This window comes from Pseudomonas siliginis (assembly GCF_024072275.1).
GTDB lineage: Bacteria > Pseudomonadota > Gammaproteobacteria > Pseudomonadales > Pseudomonadaceae > Aquipseudomonas > Aquipseudomonas siliginis.
On the sequence record NZ_CP099598.1, the window covers coordinates 5,684,612 to 5,701,543 of the forward strand.

General features: G+C 60.9%; 16 protein-coding genes. 7 read left to right on the forward strand and 9 right to left on the reverse strand.

Translation table 11 applies throughout. From position 1 onward, the window contains the following. Positions 1–89: 89 nt before the first annotated feature. Positions 90–1,988, reverse strand: coding sequence for an FTR1 family protein (locus NF676_RS26165; protein WP_095181268.1), 1,899 nt, complete (start codon positions 1,986–1,988; stop codon positions 90–92). Between the two features lie 242 nt (positions 1,989–2,230). On the opposite strand from NF676_RS26165, the gene NF676_RS26170 reads away from it, so the two are divergent. The 5 genes from NF676_RS26170 (at position 2,231) to NF676_RS26190 (ending at position 7,000) form a co-directional block, all read left to right on the forward strand. Then, the gene (locus NF676_RS26170) at positions 2,231–3,637 is read left to right on the forward strand and encodes a COG3014 family protein (protein WP_150637080.1); all 1,407 of its coding nucleotides are present in this window, start codon (positions 2,231–2,233) and stop codon (positions 3,635–3,637) included. A 206-nt stretch (positions 3,638–3,843) separates the two neighbouring features. After that, the gene (locus NF676_RS26175) at positions 3,844–5,238 is read left to right on the forward strand and encodes a COG3014 family protein (RefSeq protein ID WP_056791673.1); all 1,395 of its coding nucleotides are present in this window, start codon (positions 3,844–3,846) and stop codon (positions 5,236–5,238) included. A 16-nt stretch (positions 5,239–5,254) separates the two neighbouring features. After that, positions 5,255–5,626 (forward strand): YcfL family putative periplasmic lipoprotein, encoded by a 372-nt coding sequence (locus NF676_RS26180; RefSeq protein ID WP_095181265.1) that lies wholly within the window; start codon positions 5,255–5,257, stop codon positions 5,624–5,626. Positions 5,627–5,662: 36 nt separating this feature from the next. Beyond that, positions 5,663–6,250 (forward strand): penicillin-binding protein activator LpoB, encoded by a 588-nt coding sequence (lpoB, locus tag NF676_RS26185; RefSeq protein WP_016772610.1) that lies wholly within the window; start codon positions 5,663–5,665, stop codon positions 6,248–6,250. A gap of 3 nt (positions 6,251–6,253) precedes the next feature. Further along, positions 6,254–7,000, forward strand: coding sequence for a penicillin-binding protein activator LpoB (locus NF676_RS26190; protein ID WP_252886963.1), 747 nt, complete (start codon positions 6,254–6,256; stop codon positions 6,998–7,000). Between the two features lie 217 nt (positions 7,001–7,217). On the opposite strand, the gene rhtB is transcribed toward NF676_RS26190, so the two are convergent. The 3 genes from rhtB to NF676_RS26205 form a co-directional block, all read right to left on the reverse strand. Continuing rightward, positions 7,218–7,850 carry a homoserine/homoserine lactone efflux protein gene (gene rhtB, locus NF676_RS26195; protein WP_024014759.1) on the reverse strand — a complete coding sequence of 211 codons (633 nt, stop codon included), beginning with the start codon at positions 7,848–7,850 and terminating at the stop codon, positions 7,218–7,220. Between the two features lie 153 nt (positions 7,851–8,003). Beyond that, on the reverse strand, positions 8,004–8,585 hold the full coding sequence (locus NF676_RS26200; RefSeq protein ID WP_056791670.1) for a mechanosensitive ion channel family protein: 582 nt from the start codon (positions 8,583–8,585) through the stop codon (positions 8,004–8,006). Further along, entirely contained in the window at positions 8,585–10,495 is a 1,911-nt protein-coding gene (locus NF676_RS26205; RefSeq protein ID WP_056791667.1) for an ATP-binding cassette domain-containing protein, read from the reverse strand. The genes NF676_RS26200 and NF676_RS26205 overlap by 1 nt, the downstream gene beginning before the upstream one ends. Positions 10,496–10,545: 50 nt before the next feature. Between NF676_RS26205 and NF676_RS26210 the strand changes: the two genes are divergently transcribed. Further along, on the forward strand, positions 10,546–11,007 hold the full coding sequence (locus tag NF676_RS26210; RefSeq protein WP_095181264.1) for a TIGR02444 family protein: 462 nt from the start codon (positions 10,546–10,548) through the stop codon (positions 11,005–11,007). Here NF676_RS26210 and NF676_RS26215 read toward each other — a convergent pair. Then, positions 11,004–12,197 (reverse strand): AlgP family protein, encoded by a 1,194-nt coding sequence (locus NF676_RS26215; RefSeq protein ID WP_252886964.1) that lies wholly within the window; start codon positions 12,195–12,197, stop codon positions 11,004–11,006. The two genes, NF676_RS26210 and NF676_RS26215, sit on opposite strands and share 4 nt — an antisense overlap. Before the next feature lie 192 nt (positions 12,198–12,389). Here NF676_RS26215 and NF676_RS26220 point away from each other — a divergent pair, with 192 nt between their 5' ends. After that, a complete protein-coding gene (locus tag NF676_RS26220; RefSeq protein ID WP_041476919.1) occupies positions 12,390–13,055 on the forward strand; it encodes an FKBP-type peptidyl-prolyl cis-trans isomerase in 666 nt (221 codons plus the stop codon). Positions 13,056–13,113: 58 nt separating this feature from the next. Here NF676_RS26220 and rsd read toward each other — a convergent pair whose 3' ends face one another. The 4 genes from rsd to NF676_RS26240 form a co-directional block, all read right to left on the reverse strand. Next, positions 13,114–13,572 carry a sigma D regulator gene (rsd, locus tag NF676_RS26225; RefSeq protein WP_252886965.1) on the reverse strand — a complete coding sequence of 153 codons (459 nt, stop codon included), beginning with the start codon at positions 13,570–13,572 and terminating at the stop codon, positions 13,114–13,116. A gap of 181 nt (positions 13,573–13,753) precedes the next feature. Then, on the reverse strand, positions 13,754–14,305 hold the full coding sequence (locus tag NF676_RS26230) for a disulfide bond formation protein B (RefSeq protein ID WP_041476921.1): 552 nt from the start codon (positions 14,303–14,305) through the stop codon (positions 13,754–13,756). A gap of 216 nt (positions 14,306–14,521) precedes the next feature. Further along, on the reverse strand, positions 14,522–15,760 hold the full coding sequence (locus NF676_RS26235; protein WP_252886966.1) for a heme biosynthesis protein HemY: 1,239 nt from the start codon (positions 15,758–15,760) through the stop codon (positions 14,522–14,524). After that, positions 15,757–16,899, reverse strand: a complete 1,143-nt coding sequence (locus tag NF676_RS26240; protein WP_056791721.1) for a uroporphyrinogen-III C-methyltransferase — start codon at positions 16,897–16,899, stop codon at positions 15,757–15,759. Before NF676_RS26240 ends, NF676_RS26235 begins: the two co-directional genes overlap by 4 nt. Positions 16,900–16,932 lie beyond the last annotated feature (33 nt).

Below are 16,932 nucleotides of genomic sequence, written 5' to 3' on the forward strand. Positions count from 1 at the left end.
AAAAATTCGCGAGCAGGCTCGCTCCCACAGGATACATACCGAACCTGTGGGAGCGAGCCTGCTCGCGAATATGAGCGCAGCGAATGCCTTTATGCAGCCGAAACCCGACGCTTCTCCGCCACCCAACTGCGCCCATACAGCACAGCAATCGCCACAATCGCCACCACCTGCGCGGTCAGCGAATAGGCATCGGCATGGATCCCCAGCCAGTCGAATTCAAAGAACGCGACCGGCCGTGTGCCGAAGATCCCGGCTTCCTGCAAGGCCTTCACGCCATGCCCGGCAAACACCACCGACAGCGCGCACAACAGCGCGGCGTTGATGCTGAAGAACAGCGTCAGCGGCAGTTTCGCCGAGCCGCGCAGAATCACCCAGGCCAGGCCGACCAGCAGCACCAGCGCCGTCGCGCCGCCGGCCAGCACGGCGTTGTGCCCGGCTGGACCGGCCTGCAGCCACAGGGTTTCGTAGAACAGGATCACTTCAAACAACTCGCGATAGACCGAGAAGAACGCCAGGATCGCAAAGCCGAAACGTCCACCGCCGCCGACCAGACTGCTTTTGATGTAATCCTGCCAGGCCGCCGCATGACGGCGGTCATGCATCCACACGCCGAGCCACAACACCATGACGCTGGCAAACAGCGCGGTGGCGCCTTCCAGCAACTCACGCTGCGAACCGCTGACGTCGATGACGTACGCCGCCAGTGCCCAGGTACCCAGACCTGCCAGCAGTGCCAGACCCCAGCCAACGTTGACACTGCGTACTGCCGATTGCTGACCGGTATTGCGCAGGAAGGCGAGGATCGCCGCCAGCACCAGAATCGCTTCCAGGCCTTCGCGCAGCAGAATCAGCAGGCCGGAGATGAAGCTCAGCGACCAGCTCAGACCATCGCTGCCCAGCAGGCCGGCGGATTCCTTGAGTTTGGCTTTGGCCGCGTCCAGACGCTGTTCGGCCTGCTCGACCGGCAGACCATCCTGCAATGACTGCCGATACGCCATCAGCGATTTTTCGGTGTCCTTGCGCACGTTGGCATCGACGTTATCCAGCGAGCTTTCGACCAGTTCGAAGCCTTCCAGATACGCCGCCACCGACAGGTCATAGGCCTGATCGTGTTCACCGGCGCGGTAGGCCGCGAGGCTTTTGTCCAGCGTGGCGGCGGTGTAATCGAGCAACTGCGCCGGACCGCGCTTGACCTGCGGCGGTTGCGCGCGCTGGGCACGGAACGTCGCCGCGACCTCTGCGCCCTCGGCAGCCTGCACCTCGGCCGGGGTCTGGCGGGCCAGGTCGGCGATGTTGTAGACCTTGTCGGACTTGGCGGCCGCCGCATCGGCGCTGAAGCCGGCGATGTAGGTGGCCAGATCCCAGCGCTGGCGATCATCGAGCTGATCGGCGAACGCCGGCATGTCGGTGCCTTCGACGCCCTGGCCGAGGGTGCTGTAGATCGCGTACAGACTCAGGTGATCCATCCGCGCAGCGTCGCGCAGGTTGGCTGGCGCAGGGGTCAGACCGACACCGGCCGGGCCGTCGCCAGCACCAGTGTCGCCGTGGCACACCGAGCAATTTTGCGCATACAGCGGCGCACCGCGTGTCGGGTCCGGAGTGATGATCGGTGCCTGGCTGACTTCATAAGCCACCGCCAGTTTCGCCCCCAGCTGTCGGGCCTGACGGGCGACATCAGCACCGTCCTGCTTCGCAGTGATGGCGGCGTGCAAAGATTCGACGCCCTGTTCCAGCGCGGCTTTTTCCGGTTTGGCTGGCAATGCAGTGATCAAGCCTTGCAGAACCTGGGTGAATTCCAGCTGCTCGCGGTATTCGCCATCGTCGATGACTTTGCCTGCCGCGACCGTCGGCGGGTAATCGGCACTGATGTAATCGAGCAGGTGCAACGCTTGCGGCGCGCCTTCCACGGTATCGGCCAGCAGCGGCAGGCTGCTCAGGGACAATAACGGGAACAGCAGCCAGGCCAGCAATCGGGACGAGGCAGTCATGAACGAATCTCAAATGGAAATGCGAAGTTACATATTGTTCACTTCGAAGACATTTCTCTCAAGCTTTGTCGGCGTTTCGCTTTGATTGGCAGGAAATACCCGGCAGACGGCAGCAGCGTTTGTCGCCGAGTATTGCCGCACTGCCCGCTGCCGATTGACGCTCGATCAAGATCGCAGCCATTTGCCACCATCCACTTTATACTGCCCGCCCCAGAGCATTTGCGCGCAAGGAATCAACCTCAATGCGGAGTCTTCCGTTCGTTTTGCTGCTTTGCGTCGCTGTTCAGTTGAGCGGTTGTGCCGCCTATCGCAACTACGATCTTGAAATGCAGCAGACCACCGAGCAAATGACCCGGGGCAATCTGACCGGGGCTCTGGCACTGGTGGAAATGAACAACCCGTGGGAAGACAAGGATCTGCTGTATTACCTGGAAAAAGGCGCGATCCTCAGCGCTGGCAGTGCCCTGCCCGACAGCCAGGACGCCTGGCGCAATGCCGACCGCATGATCTTCCAGCGCGAGGAAGCCAACCCGTCCGGCGCGATGAAATTACTGGCCCGTTTCGGTGATGAAATGGGCACGATGCTGGTCAACGACAAGCTGCGGCGCTATGAAGGCTACGATTACGAAAAGGTCATGTTGACTACGCAAATGGCCTTGAACCAGCTATCCGTCAATGACTTTGCCGGCGCCCGCGCAGACATCAGGAAAACCCACGAACGCGAAGCATTGATCGCCCGCCAGCGTGAAAAGCAATACGAAGCGGCCGAGGAACAGGCAAAAGCTCAAGGCAAAGTTCTCCATTACAAGGAACTGGAAGGCTACCCGGTCGCCTTGCTTGATGCGCCGCAGGTCGTTGAGCTGAAAAACGGCTATCAGAGTGCGTTCAGCCACTATCTGGCCGGATTCACCTATGAAGCCCTCGGCGAACGCGCCCTCGCGGCGGCCGGTTATCGTCAGGCGATCGAACTGCGGCCGGATATGCCCTTGCTGCAAAAGGCCCTGCGCAATCTCGACAAACCGCCAGCGAAAGCCGATGAAAGCGATGTGTTGCTGATTATCCAGAGTGGCCTGGCCCCGGCTCGCAGCTCCGTGCAGGTGCCGATCCCGGTTCGTCTGAACGAAACGCTGGTCATCATTGCGCCCATTTCATTCCCGGTGATGGTGCCGGACGCGGTCACACCCAACTTCAGCCATATCACCGTAGACGGTCGCAAACAGCCGTTGGTAGTGATCAATAGCGTGACCGATATGTCCATGCGCACACTGCGCGACGACATGCCGCAAATCATCTCGCGGGCGATGTTCCGCGCCAACATGGCCGCCATCGGTCAAGCGCAGGAAAACGAGCGCAACCCGGCGAAAGCCTCGTTGATCGTCACTCAGCATGATCCGTTCGAAGAAGCCGACACCCGCACATGGCGAGCGTTGCCGGACAAGACGCTGGTCGCCCGCCTGCGCTTGAAAAAAGGCCTGCATACCTTCCGTTTTGCGCCTGCGTCCATCGACCACCCTTTTGAAATGCGCGTCGACCAGGACCGCCAGATTCTGCACCTGCGGGTATTCCGGGATCAGGTCTATACCGTCGGATCAGCCTTTGTACCGAATCAAAAACCCGCGTCGGATACACCCGCTTCTGCGGAGAAGTGATGGCACCGCATCTGAAAATGCACCCAAAAAGCTATTACATAGCCATCACCCCACGTTTATAATGCCGCGCCCTCGCCCAGCGAGCCGGCATCAAAAGCTCCTCACGCATGAGGAATTGGCAGGAGGCCAGCGCCACCGTCGATAGGTCACACCAGCCCGACCAGCACACGCGGCTGCAAGTTTTGTTACTCAGGGAAGAAGTACCCATGGCATTCCGCGCTCCCATGCTGCTCGCGCTCAGCGCCGTCACGCTGTTGTCCGGCTGCGCAGCGTTTCGCAACTACGATTCCGAACTGGCCCAGACCAATCAGCAACTGGCATCCGGCAACGTCGACGCCGCGCTGACCCTGCTGGAAAAGAACAACACCGGCACCGACAAAGACCTGCTCTATTACTTCGAGAAAGGCGAACTGCTGCGCGCCAAGGGCGACCTGTCAGGCAGCCAGAACGCGTGGGGCAGCGCCGATCAGGTGGTCGGTCAATGGGAAGACGCGGTCAAGCTCGACTCGGCCAAGTACCTGGCGCAGTTCGGCAGCTTCATCGTCAACGACAAGGTGCGTCGCTACGAAGGCTATGACTACGAAAAAGTCATGCTGACCACGCAGATGGCTCTGAACCTGTTGGCGGTCAACGATTTCGATGGTGCCCGCACGGCGATCAAAAAGACTCACGAACGCGAAGCAGTGATCGCTGACCTGCGCGACAAGGAATACCTCAAGAGCGAAGAACAGGCCGAGAAAGAAGGCATCAAGACCCAGTACAAGGATCTGCAGGGTTATCCGGTGGCCAGCCTCGACGCGCCGGAAGTGGTCGGCCTGAAAAACAGCTACCAGAGTGCGTTCAGCCATTACCTGGCCGGTTTCGTTTACGAAGCCCTGGGCGAGAAGGATCTGGCCGCGCCGGGTTATCGCAAGGCTGCCGAATTGCGCCCGAACACGCCGCTGCTCGAGCAGGCGCTGGTCAACCTCGACAAGCCTTCCAAATCCGATGACAGCGACATTCTCATCGTCGTGCAGAGCGGTCTGGCCCCGGCCCGTGACTCGATTCGCGTACCGCTGCCGCTGCCGATTTCCAACAACGTGGTGATCACCCCGTTGTCGTTCCCGATCATCAAACCGGACACCTCCACCGCGCCTTTTGCGCAGATCGGCGTCGACGGCAAGCAGGTCGACCTGACCGCACTGAACAGCACCACCGCCATGTCCCGCCGCGCTCTGCGTGATGACATGCCGGGGATCATCGTGCGCACCACCGTGCGCGCGATCACCAAAGGCGTGGCGCAGAAGCAGATCAACGAAACCAATCCGCTGGCCGGTCTCGCCGTGGGTATTTCTTCAGCAGTGCTCGAAGGTGCCGATACCCGTACATGGCGCACCCTGCCGGACAACACCCAAGTGGTGCGTCTGCGCCTGAAAAAAGGTGAGCATCAGGTTACCCTGCCGAGCGCCGTCGGCGGCTCGGTGGTCAAGGTCACTGTCGACCAGCGCTACCAAGTGATCAGCCTGCGTGCCGTGGGCAACCAGGTATTCGCTGGCGGCATCGCTGCTCACGTAATGCCGAGCGCTGCCGCGACCAACGTCGCCAGCCTCAAACAACCTTAAGAACGGAGTCTTTGCAATGCGCTTGAAGATCATCGCCGTCGCCGCCCTCGCCTTGCTGACAGGCTGCGCTACCCCGCCACCGCCAGAGCCGGGCAGCGCCGCGAGCAAAGTCGTGGCCATGGGCCCGCAGAAACACATCGTCGTCGGCGCCATGCGCGTGGCTCGTGAAAACGGCTTCATGACCGTCAACGTGCAGTTGAGCAACACCCTTAACAGCAACAAGATTTTCTACTACCGCTTCGCCTGGCTCGGCGCCGAAGGTTTCCCGGTTGCCGAAGAAGAAGTGTGGAAAAGCCAGATGATGTACGGCGCCCAGACCAGCTTCATTCAGGCCATCGCCCCGACCCCGAAAGCCGTGGATTTCCGTCTGGAAATCAAGACGCCTTAAGCCCGCCACCCTATTTCTGATTGAGAGAGCTTTCTCATGTTTGCACGCTTTTCCTGCATCGCCGTCATCGCCCTGCTCGCCTCCGGTTGCGCCAACACCTCGCCGACCCTGGGCAGCAAGAACATCAGCTACGGCGACACCAAGGCTGTTGAAACCGTCACCAACGAATTCGGTTCGACCGACCTGCAAATGATCGCCGAGTCGATGACCCGCTCGCTGGCCCAGTCCGGCATTCTGCAGGGCCGTCCGGTGGTTCAGGTCTACGATGTGAAGAACAAGACCAGCGAGTACATCGACACCCGCGAAATCACCACCAGCATCAAGACCCAGCTGATGAAGACCGGTGTCGCGCGCTTTGCCAGCGACAACAATGCAATGCAGAGCCAGGTTGACCAGCTCAAGCTGCAAAACCAGAGCGGCCTGTACAAGAAAAGCACCGTGGCCAAGACCGGCAACATGGTTGCCGCCAAGTACCGCATCGAAGGCTCGATCAGCTCGATCGTCAAGCGCAGCAGCGACTACAAGGACGTCTTCTACAAATTCAGCCTGCAGTTGATTGACGTCGAAAGCGGTCTGGCCGAGTGGATGGATGAAAAAGAGATCCGCAAAACCACGGAGCGTTGATCGATGCGCACATGGATTGGCATGATGGCCCTGGCTTGCGCGTTCAGCGCGCAGGCGGCCCCGAAAGTCGCGGTGACGGATCTGGCGTATCAGGAGCGCGTGGAGCAATACATCCACATCGTTTCGGCGCAGAGCAATCACCGCGAGAGTTACTACAGCGCCAGCGGTTCTTCGAGCTACAACGAGATCGAAGCGACCACCAGCTATATCGAACAGGGCGAGTTGCGCAAATTCACCGGCGACATCAAGGGTGAAATCCTGCGTACCGGCATGTTCCAGCTGGTGCAGGGCACGCCGTATACCGCCCCATCCAAAGGCGATGTGTATGACGTGATCAAGCGCATCAAGGCCGGCAACTTCAAAGGCGCCGACTACGTGCTGTTCGGCACCGTGTCCGATATCGACTTCACCCAGGACATCAACGAGCTGGCGCACACCGACAGCTACTCGGCGGTACTGGGCCTGACGCTGGTGGCGGATTTCAGCCTGATCAACACCAAGACCTACGAGATCACCTCGGCCTTCACGGCGATGGGCGAAGCGCAGGACACCAAACTGGTGAACCATCGCGACATCAAGATCTCGCTGAACCGTCCGCGGGTGGTGCGTGAGGTGTCGAAGGCCTTGGGCGAAGACGTGGCCGGGCAACTGAGCATGCAACTCGGTGGCGGTGACGGTTATGAGCAGCCGCGTGAAGCGCCGCAGCGCAATAATCTGCCGCGTGATACGGCGCCGGTGATTTTACGCTGAGCCGATCTGAGGACTTTTGTGGCGAAGGGCTCTGTGGCGAGGGGATTTATCCCCGTTGGGTCGCGAAGCGGCCCTCGCTATTGATTCAAGACGATTGGGACTGCTGCGCAGTCCAACGGGGATAAATCCCCTCGCCACAAAAGCTCGCTTGCCCCGATGTCTCGGTAGAAATGAAAAAGGCGACCTCTTGAGGTCGCCTTTTTTCTGTCCGAGCGGTTTACGCCGCCGCTTTGCGCAACGTCGCCATGAACGCCGCCGCGCCAATGAATAACCCGGCAAAGGTGCGGTTCATGCGTTTCTGCTGCTTGGGCGTGCGCAACAGGCGCAGCACCTTCGACGCCAGTCCGGTGTATCCGGCCATGACAATCAGATCGACGAAAACCATGGTCACGCCGATCACCACATACTGAATCAGCAGCGGCGCATGGGGATTGATGAACTGCGGCAACACCGCGAGCATGAACACCAACGCCTTGGGGTTGCTGATGTTCACCAGAAAGCCGCGAAACACCAAAGCCAGCGGCTTGCCGATCGGCCGCACTGCGGCGTCATCGCTCATGTCCATGGGCAGCGCCCGCCATTGCTTGATCGCCAGGTAAACCAGATAGGCGACACCGAACCATTTGATCGCATGGAATGCTGTGGCCGAAGCGGTGAGCACAGCGCCAACACCCGCGCCGACAATCGCGATCTGCACCGCCAGACCGATCTGCAGGCCCAGTGCGTTCCAGTAGCCGCGCCAGAACCCGTATTGCAGACCGCTGGACATCGACGCGATGGCGCCCGCGCCCGGGGACAGGCTGATCACCCAGCAGGCGGCAAAAAATGCCAGCCATGTTTGAAGCTCCATCGCACACCTCGGCTGATGCTGTAACAAGTCGTCAAAACTAATGCTGTTTGGGGCTAAAAGCAAAAGATCGCAGCCTTCGGCAGCTCCTACAGGGATCGTATTCCAAATGTAGGAGCTGCCGAAGGCTGCGATCTTTTGATCTTGCTGGAAAAGCTACTTCTCAAAGCCACTCGACGGAAACACATCTGTCCCGCGCCAACGCCGCACCGAACGCTGGAAGAACAGGCTGTTCGGCACCTGCACCATGGCGCTGCCGGTGCCCAACTCTTCGGCCTCGACCAGCGTGGTGTAGAGCAGATTGATCGCGATCACCCGGCCTTTGACGCCAGGCTTGTCGGTGGTATCCACCAGCTCGACTACGTCGCCGAGGCGGAACGGCCCGACGGTGAAGATCAGAATCGCGCAGAGCAGGTTCGACAGCACGCTCCACATGGCGAAGAACGCCACCGCCGCCACCGCGACAAATCCCGACAGCGCCGTCCACAGCACCGTGGCCGAAACGCCGAGGCGCTCGAGCACGAAGAGCAGCGCGCTGCCCATGATCAGCCAGCGCAACACGCCGCGTAGCGGCATCAGCAACTGCGGCGGAAACGGATAGCGCTCACCCAGGCGAGTGAGGCCTTTGGCGACGAAACGCTGGGTCAGGTAACCGGCCAGCAGAATCAGCAGAATCTGCGCGGTGAACCACAACGGTTCGACCCACACCGCCGAGAAAGGCAGCTTGAAGGCTTCCATCAGGACAACGCCTCCAGCTCCGCCTGCATGCTTTCCAGGGTTTCCAGCGCTTCCATCCAGGCTTCTTCCAGCTCGGCTTCACGAACCTTCAATTTCGCCTGTTCGGCGAGCAGATCACGCAATTCATTCTTGCGCGCCGGCTCGTAGATATCGCTGTCACCGAGGCTGGCATCGACCTTGGCCAGTTTCTCGTGGAGCTTGCCCAGCTCGGCTTCAAGCTTGTCGGCCTCGCGCTTGTGCGGCGCCAGTTGCTGACGCAACGCTGCCGCCGCCTGGCGCTGCGCTTTCTTGTCGGTCTTGTCCGGGTTGACCGGCGTGTTGCTGACCGGCGCATTGCGCTGACGGTATTCCACCAGCCAGCGCGCGTAGTCTTCGAGATCGCCGTCGAACTCTTCGACCTTGCCGTCAGCGACCAGATAGAAGTTGTCGGTGGTGCTCTTGAGCAAGTGCCGATCGTGAGAGACCACCAGCACCGCACCGCTGAATTCCTGCAGGGCCATGGTCAGCGCCAGACGCATTTCCAGATCGAGGTGGTTGGTCGGTTCGTCGAGCAGCAGCAGGTTCGGCCGTTCCCAGGCGATCAACGCGAGGGCCAGACGCGCCTTCTCGCCACCGGAGAAATTCAGCACCGGCTCATCGATGCGCGCACCCCGGAAGTCGAAGCCGCCGAGGAAATCGCGCAAGGTCTGCTCGCGCTCACCCGGCGCGAGGCGCTGCAAATGCAGCAACGGGCTGGCCTTGGAGTCCAGCGAGTCGAGCTGATGCTGGGCGAAGTAGCCGACCACGGTGTTTTCGCCACGGGTCAGGCGCCCGGCCAGCGGTTCGAGCTCGCCGGCGAGGTTCTTGATCAGCGTCGATTTACCCGCGCCGTTCGGCCCAAGCAGACCGATCCGCGCACCCGGGGTCAGTTGCAGCTTGACCTTCTCGAGGATGGTCTTGTCGCCATAACCCAGGCGTGCATCGGACAGGTCGATCAGCGGACTGGAGATCTTGGTCGACTCACGGAAGACAAAGTCGAACGGTGAATCGACGTGGGCCGCCGACAGCTCTTCCATGCGCTCCAGCGCCTTGATCCGGCTCTGCGCCTGACGGGCCTTGGTCGCTTGCGCCTTGAAACGGGCGATGTAGCTTTCCATGTGCGCACGCTGCGCCTGCTGCTTCTCGTAGGCCTGTTGCTGCTGGGCCAGACGCTCGGCACGGGCGCGCTCGAACGCGGTGTAGCCGCCCCGGTAGAGAGTCAGTTTGCGTTGATCGACATGGGCGACGTGATCGACCACTTCGTCGAGGAAATCCCGATCGTGGGAAATCAGCAGCAAGGTGCCCGGATAACTCTTCAGCCACTCTTCGAGCCAGATGATCGCATCGAGGTCCAAGTGGTTGGTCGGTTCGTCGAGCAGCAGCAGATCCGACGGGCACATCAGTGCCTGTGCCAGATTCAGACGCATCCGCCAGCCACCGGAGAAATCGCCTACCTGACGATCCATCTGCTCATTGGTGAACCCAAGACCGGCGAGCAGCTTGCGCGCCCGCGCATCGGCGGTGTAACCGTCGGCGCTGTCGAGTTCGGCATGCAGACGCGCCAGTGCGGTGCCGTCATGGGCCTGCTCGGCGGCGGCAAGCTCGCGTTGCACCTCGCGCAGACGCAGGTCGCCATCGAGCACATAATCGACCGCCAAGCGCTCGAGGGTGTCGACCTCCTGACGCATGTGTGCGATGCGCCAGTCGGCCGGCAGCAGGCAGTCGCCCGAATCCGGGTGCAACTCGCCGCGCAGCAGGGCGAACAGGCTGGATTTGCCGGCACCGTTGGCGCCGATGAGGCCGGCTTTGTGGCCGGCGTGCAGGGTCAGCTCGGCGTCTTCTAGCAGACGTTGCGGGCCACGCTGTAAAGTCAGGTTCTGAAGTCGGATCATAATGGCGGCGGAGTCTACCAGCTTCGCTCACAACTGGCGCGAGTAGCACGATGTCCTCTGACCTGTGGAGCTTTGCCCTTGATGTCTACGCCCGCCCGGGTGTGGAAGATGCCTGCCTGCAATTGCAAACGGCGGGCGCCAATGTCTGCCTGCTGCTGTGCGGTTTGTGGCTGGAGCAGCGCGCGGTGGCCTGCGATCAGCCGCGCGTACGCTTGCTCAAGGCCTTGACCGCGCCATGGGATATCGAAGTGGTGCAGCCGCTGCGAACCCTGCGCCTGCAATGGAAAGCGCGGGCCGTCGACGATGCGGTGGTGGCCGGCATGCGCGAGCAGATCAAATCACTGGAGCTTGAAGCTGAGCGCACCTTGCTTTCACGCCTTGAAGGTGTGGCGCAGGAGTGGACGCGCAACGATGCAGGTTCGGTGACCTGGCTTGAAGACCTGGCCGGCAATGCCGCCAGCCTGAACCGCGACGCGCTGCAAGTGCTGCGCGTCGCGGCAACCGGCACTTAGGAAGCGCTGGTCGGGGTGCTGCTGACGTTCGACGAAGCGGCTGGTGCTGGCGCAGTCGAAGGGGTCGAGTGGGCGGCGGACGACGGTGCCGACGCAGCTGGAGCAGCCGGGGTAGCGGCAGTGACAGGCTTGGCCGCTGGAGCGGTAGCCGTTTTGGTCGCGGCTGGCTTGGCAGCTGCAGGCTTTTTCACCGCTGGTTTTGCGGCTGGCTTGGCGGCCGGTTTTGCAGCAGCGGCAGGCTTGGCAGCAGCGGGTTTGGCAGCAGGCTTGGCGGCGGCCGGCTTAGCAGTGGTTTTTGCCGCAGGTTTTGCTGCCGATGTTGCGGCTGGTTTGGCAGCCGGTTTTACCGCCACTTTCGCAGCAGGTTTGGCGGCGGCCGGCTTGGCCGCAGTCTTGGCAGCAGGCTTCGCAGCGGCGGTCTTGGCAGCAGGTTTTGCTGCTGGTTTCGCTGCTGCTTTGGCAGCAGGTTTGGCGCCTGCGGTTTTCGCCGGTGCAGCTTTGCTCGCGGCCGGTTTTGCAGCGGCTTTAGCAGGGGTGGCTTTCACTGCTGGCTTGGCTGCAGCAGGTTTGGCTGCGGTGGTTTTAGCCGCCGGTTTTGCCGCGCTCGCCGCCGGCTTCTTCGCTGCAGTTTTCGCCGCTGGTTTGGCAGCCGCTTTCACTGGCGCCTTCGCCGCTGGTTTGGCGGCGGTTTTCGCAACAGCAGGTTTCGCCGCAGCGGTCTTCGCCGGGGCTTTGCTTGCAGCAGGTTTAGCAGCGACTTTCTTCGCTGGTGCTGCTGCCGGTTTGGCCGAGCGCGACGACAGAACTTTGCCCACTGCTTCTTGAACGCGACCAACACCCTGGGCCAGTTTCAGGCTTTCCTGAGCATCGCGCTTGAGTTGCAGAATGTAGCTGCGGGTTTCGGACTGACGATCTTTCAAAGCGTCGAGCAGCTCTTCGAGTTCTTTCACGGAAGACTTGGCTTTGTTCTGAGCCTTGGCTTTGCCGGCAGTGGCGGCGTCCTGCAACTTGGTGCGCGATTTGTGCAGTTTTTCCTGCGCCTTGCCACGCTGTTTTTCCAGCTTGGCGAGCAGTTTTTCAGCATCAGCCAAGGCTTGCGAGCAAGCGTTTTCCAAATGCTCGAGCAGGCTGCCCGACAATTGTTGGAGTAAGTGCAACGGAGTATTTACAGGCTTCTTGGTGGCCGACATGGTTTACCTCCTGGCTGACGTGAGTGCGGCTCATACTAGACCTCTGCTGATACCGCCGCTAGGGCATGTTGACAGTATCTGCACCGTTGCGTTGCACCGCAGCCGAAATGTTCTGCGCCGAGGAAAAAGCAGTTCACCGATGCAGACGTTTGCACTGGCATAATCCCCCGCATCTCAGGTCGGAGAGTGCCCATGTCGCGCTACTTTATTTTGTCCCTCTGCGTGTTTTTTTCGACGGCGTATGCCGATGAAAAAACCACGGCGAACGATGCTCATGATCTGGCTTACAGCCTCGGTGCCAGCCTCGGCGAACGACTGCGCCAAGAGGTGCCGCAGTTGCAGATCCAGGCGCTGATCGAAGGTCTGCAACAGGCGTATCAGGGCAAGCCACTGGCGCTGAGTGAAGCGCGTATCGAACAGATTCTGGCCGACCATGAATCGCAAAATGCCGAGCAGGCTTCACGGCAGTCGAGCGATGCTGCGATGGAAAACGAGCAACGCTTTCTCAGCACAGAAAAAGCCAAACCGGGGGTGAAGGAACTGGCCGATGGCATCCTTCTGACTGAACTGGTTCCGGGCACTGGCGCCAAGGCCGGCCCGGACGGCAAAGTGCAGGTGCTGTATGTCGGCAAGCTGCCGGACGGCACCGTGTTCGATCAGAACACCCAGCCGCAATGGTTCAACCTCGACAGCGTGATTGCCGGTTGGCGCACCGCCTTGCAGAACATGCCGGTGGGGGCGAAATGGCGGCTGGTGATTCCATCGGATCAAGCCTATGGCGCCGACGGTGCCGGCGACCTGATTGCGCCGTTCACGCCTCTGGTTTTTGAAGTGGAGTTGCGTGGCGCGACGAGCTGATCAGGCATAAAAAAACGGTGCGCTTGCGGGCGCACCGTTTTTTCATGAAGGACGTGGATCAGGCCTGAACCGGATCTTCTTCCTTGTGTGCCGTGTGCAGCACTTCTATCAGGCAGTCTTCAAGTTCAAAGCGCTCGTGCAGCAAGCCGCCCAATTCCTTGAATTTCTCCGCAACGCATTTGCCTTCATCGCACAGATCATTGAATGCGAGCAGCTTCTCGGTAATGACGTCGATGCGCGGGTAGATGGTTTCGGCGAGTTCCAGGCCGCGCTTGTCGTTGAACGCCTTGGCTTCGCCGGTCAGCTGTTCATAGATTTCGAAGTGACCCGCCGATACGTAATCGACCAGTACACCGCAGAATTCCAACAAGGGTTTGCGGCTTTCGGACAGCGAATCAGGCTGCGCACCGAGCTTGTCGTAGGCGCCGATCAGCACTTCACGCTCCTGCAACCAGCGGTCGATCAGCAGATGAACTCCACCCCAACGTTCCTGAGCATTCTGACAACTTTCGAGCATGGCGATCTCTCTTCCCTTGTGGGTCATGCTGCTCTACACCCACGCCCCTGTTCTGATTTGACTGGTGGACGATCGGGCAGAGCGTCATCGAGCAACATAAATCCAATGACACGTGCCGGCCAGATTATGCCCGCACGCCTGTGGCTTCAAGGTACGCAGGAGATAAAGTTCATACAAGTGTTTAATCCCTGACCAGCATGTGGTGCGACGCTTCGTCGCTGACCGGTCGTTGCAGAGCGCTCCAGATCAGACGCAGCAACTGATAAACCGCAAGGATCGACACACCGACAAAAAACAGCAGGCTCCATTCGGGGATGCTCAAATCGAACAGTGTCCAGGAAATATCCGCACAATCAGCGCCGCCGTTGAACATCCGTTGCAAGGCGCAAATCCACGGCAGTTCGCTGAACAGTGACTCCACGGTAGGCGAGCATTTGACCAGTTGCAGCATCGAGTCACTCTGGATCAACACCTGCCGCCACGCAGCGGTGGTTCCACCCAGACTGGCGCCGAGCGCAAACAGCCAGTACCACCATAAGCCAACGCGCCGGGGGCCATGCACCGCCGCCACGCCGCAGCCGATGCACAGCAATGTGAGGAACAACCGCTGCACCAGGCACAGACTGCAAGGCGTCAGTCCGACCGCGTATTCGAGGTAATAGGAAGCTCCCAGAGCAAAGGCCCCCGCAATGAAAGCCATGAAGAACAAGGAGCGTGAGCAGGCCAACGACATGGCTTTTCCGTAACAGTAGAGACAGACGGTTACGGTAGAGGAAAGCGTGTCAGCCTTTCAAGGCAAGGGCCTGCCGACAGTTCACCACAGGTGTAGGGAAAACCCGACAGGCTCGATAGGAAACGGTGAAGCGCTTTGTAGGACTTTGTCTCTCGAGCGCAAAGAAGGGGAATTTTCGGTCATCGAAGTTCACGAGGGAGCATCCTCCCTCGCTTTTCAGACCTTCGCCGGGACTGGCAGAGGCGCCGCCAGCAGGCGCTCATCAAGCAGCCCCAGACCTTCCTGGAACAACTGATTGCTGCGCTCGGTATCGCCAAGCTGTGCAAGCAGACGGGCCAACTCCGCACAGGTCTCCGGATTGCGCTGCACGCGCAGACTGCTTTCCAGATAGTCACGGGCCTTGCCCCAAAGGCTGGTTTGCAGACACAGGCGTCCAAGGGTCAGCAGCAGGCTCGGATCGGCCGGGTGCTCCTTGAGCCAGCCTTCGGCCGTCTGCAACTGACGCGCAGGATCACTGCCACGAACCAGACCATAAAGCCGCGCCAGATGGCTGTCGTATTTGCGCTTGAGCGCTGCTCGCAGGACCTCTTCGGCCTCGACCTGAGCGCCCAGCTGGCGCAATTGCTCGGCATAGGCCAGTACCAAAGGTGCTTCCTGACGCTGCGCCGAAGTCAGCTGTTCCCACGCCCGCTTGAGCGATTGCAGACCCACCGTACCGTCTTCTTCACGATGCGCTGCCAGCGAGAGGTTCTCACCCCAGGCGCGCCGTTCGAGCTCGGCCAGTTCTGCCGGCGGCAGCACTTTGTCCTTGCGCAACTCAGGCAGCAAACGAATCACCGCCGACCATTCGCCACGCTGCTGATGCAGACGTTGCAATTGACGCAACGTCTGCGCGCTGCGCGGATGCCGTTCATGCATTGCCTGCAAGGTCACCAGCGCACCGTCGGTGTCGCCACGATCGGTTTGCAGTTGTGCGTGACTGAGGGCAATTGCCAATTCGGCTTGCGGCTGACGCTCCAGCGCACGTTCGAGCAAACGATCACTTTCTTCGTACTGACCTTGCTCGTTCGCCGCACGTGCGGCGCCGAGGTAATAAAGCAATGGCTGGCGCTCGGCTTCCGCCGCGCGGGTCAGATGCCGTTGCGCACTGGGCCAGCGACCTTCAGCCAGATCCAGCTGCCCGTGCTCGATCGCCACTTGCACGCGGCGGCTGCGATTGCGTCGCGACCACGGATTGACCACGCCGGTGGAGGTCATCACCAGCTCGACCAGCACCTTGATGCCCCAGAACAGCAGCCACAGCACCGCTATCACCGCCAAGGTCGCCCACAGGCTCGATTCGTAGCGGAAGCTCTTGTACGCCACCAGCACGTAACCGGAATGCTCGGCAATCGCCAGGCCCAGCGCTGCCGTCGCGGCGATGACCAGAAACACGATTACATAGAGGCGCTTCATGGGGTCGCCTCCTGCGCAGCATTGGCGGCAGGCTTGGCGAACGGTTTCACCGATTCTTCAGCATTGACGTTACGCCGCTCCAGATACCCCTGCACCGCACTCAAGGTGCCGGTCAGATCCGGCGTCTTGACGGTGACCGGTTCCTTGCTCAGCTCGGAGACCTGTTCCAGCATGACTTTGCTTTGCGGATTGTCCGGGTTGAAATTGCCCTTGAGCACATCGCGTGCCTCGGCCAGCGCCTGGGTGTACACCGCCGCCTGACCGTTGAGCGCCGCCCACTGCGCTTGCTCCAGCGCCAGGCTCAGGGCCAGGCGCACCTGGCTCAGGCTTTGCCCGGCCAGCAGCGGTTTGACGTTTTTGTCAGCGTTGAAATCGATGCGGATATAGCGCGACACCTTGTCCCACCACTGCGCCCAGCGACCGGCGCCATCGCCATCGGCGGTCAGCCCCAGCAGGGACTCGCCGCGATCCTTGTACTCCGGCGCCAGCTCGGTGAGGTCGATGACCTGATCGCGCAGCGCGCCGAGACGCAGGAACAGCCCGGTGCGATCCGGCTGTTCGGTGCTGCGCAAGGCGACCAGGGTTTTCGCCACTTGCTCGCGCGCGGCGAAGGAACCCGGATCGTTCTGCTCACGGAGAATTTCATCGGCGCCCTGCACCAGTGCCTGGGCGCTGCTGATGTCCTGCAGCGCTGAAAGGCGCAGGCTGGCCAGACGCAGCAAGTGCTCGGCCTCGGCCAGACGCCAGTCCTTGCGGCTGGCGCCGAGGACGGTTTCCAGACGTTGATTGAGGCGCTGCTGATCGCCCTGCAATTGCGTGACCAGACGCTGGCGCTCGGCGAGCTCGTCAGCACCGGGCAGCTGCGCCAGGCGTTCGGTCAGACGCTGTTCGTTGAGCTTCAGACTCTGCGCCTGATCGTTCAGCGCCTGCACCTGACTCGACTGTTGCTGCGTGTTGTTCTGCAGGTGGCGCACCTGCCAGACACCCCAGCCGCCAATGGCGACACCGGCGGCGCCGAGCAGCAGGGCGACAATTGCCAGTCCATTGCCTCGGCGCGGCTCTTTGGCCGGTGGTGGAGTTTCAACCTGGGCATCGAGCGCAGGCTGGACGTCATCTTTTGGCAAGGCTGTTTCGCTCACGTATCCATCCTTTGCATTAGAAAACGGCACGGG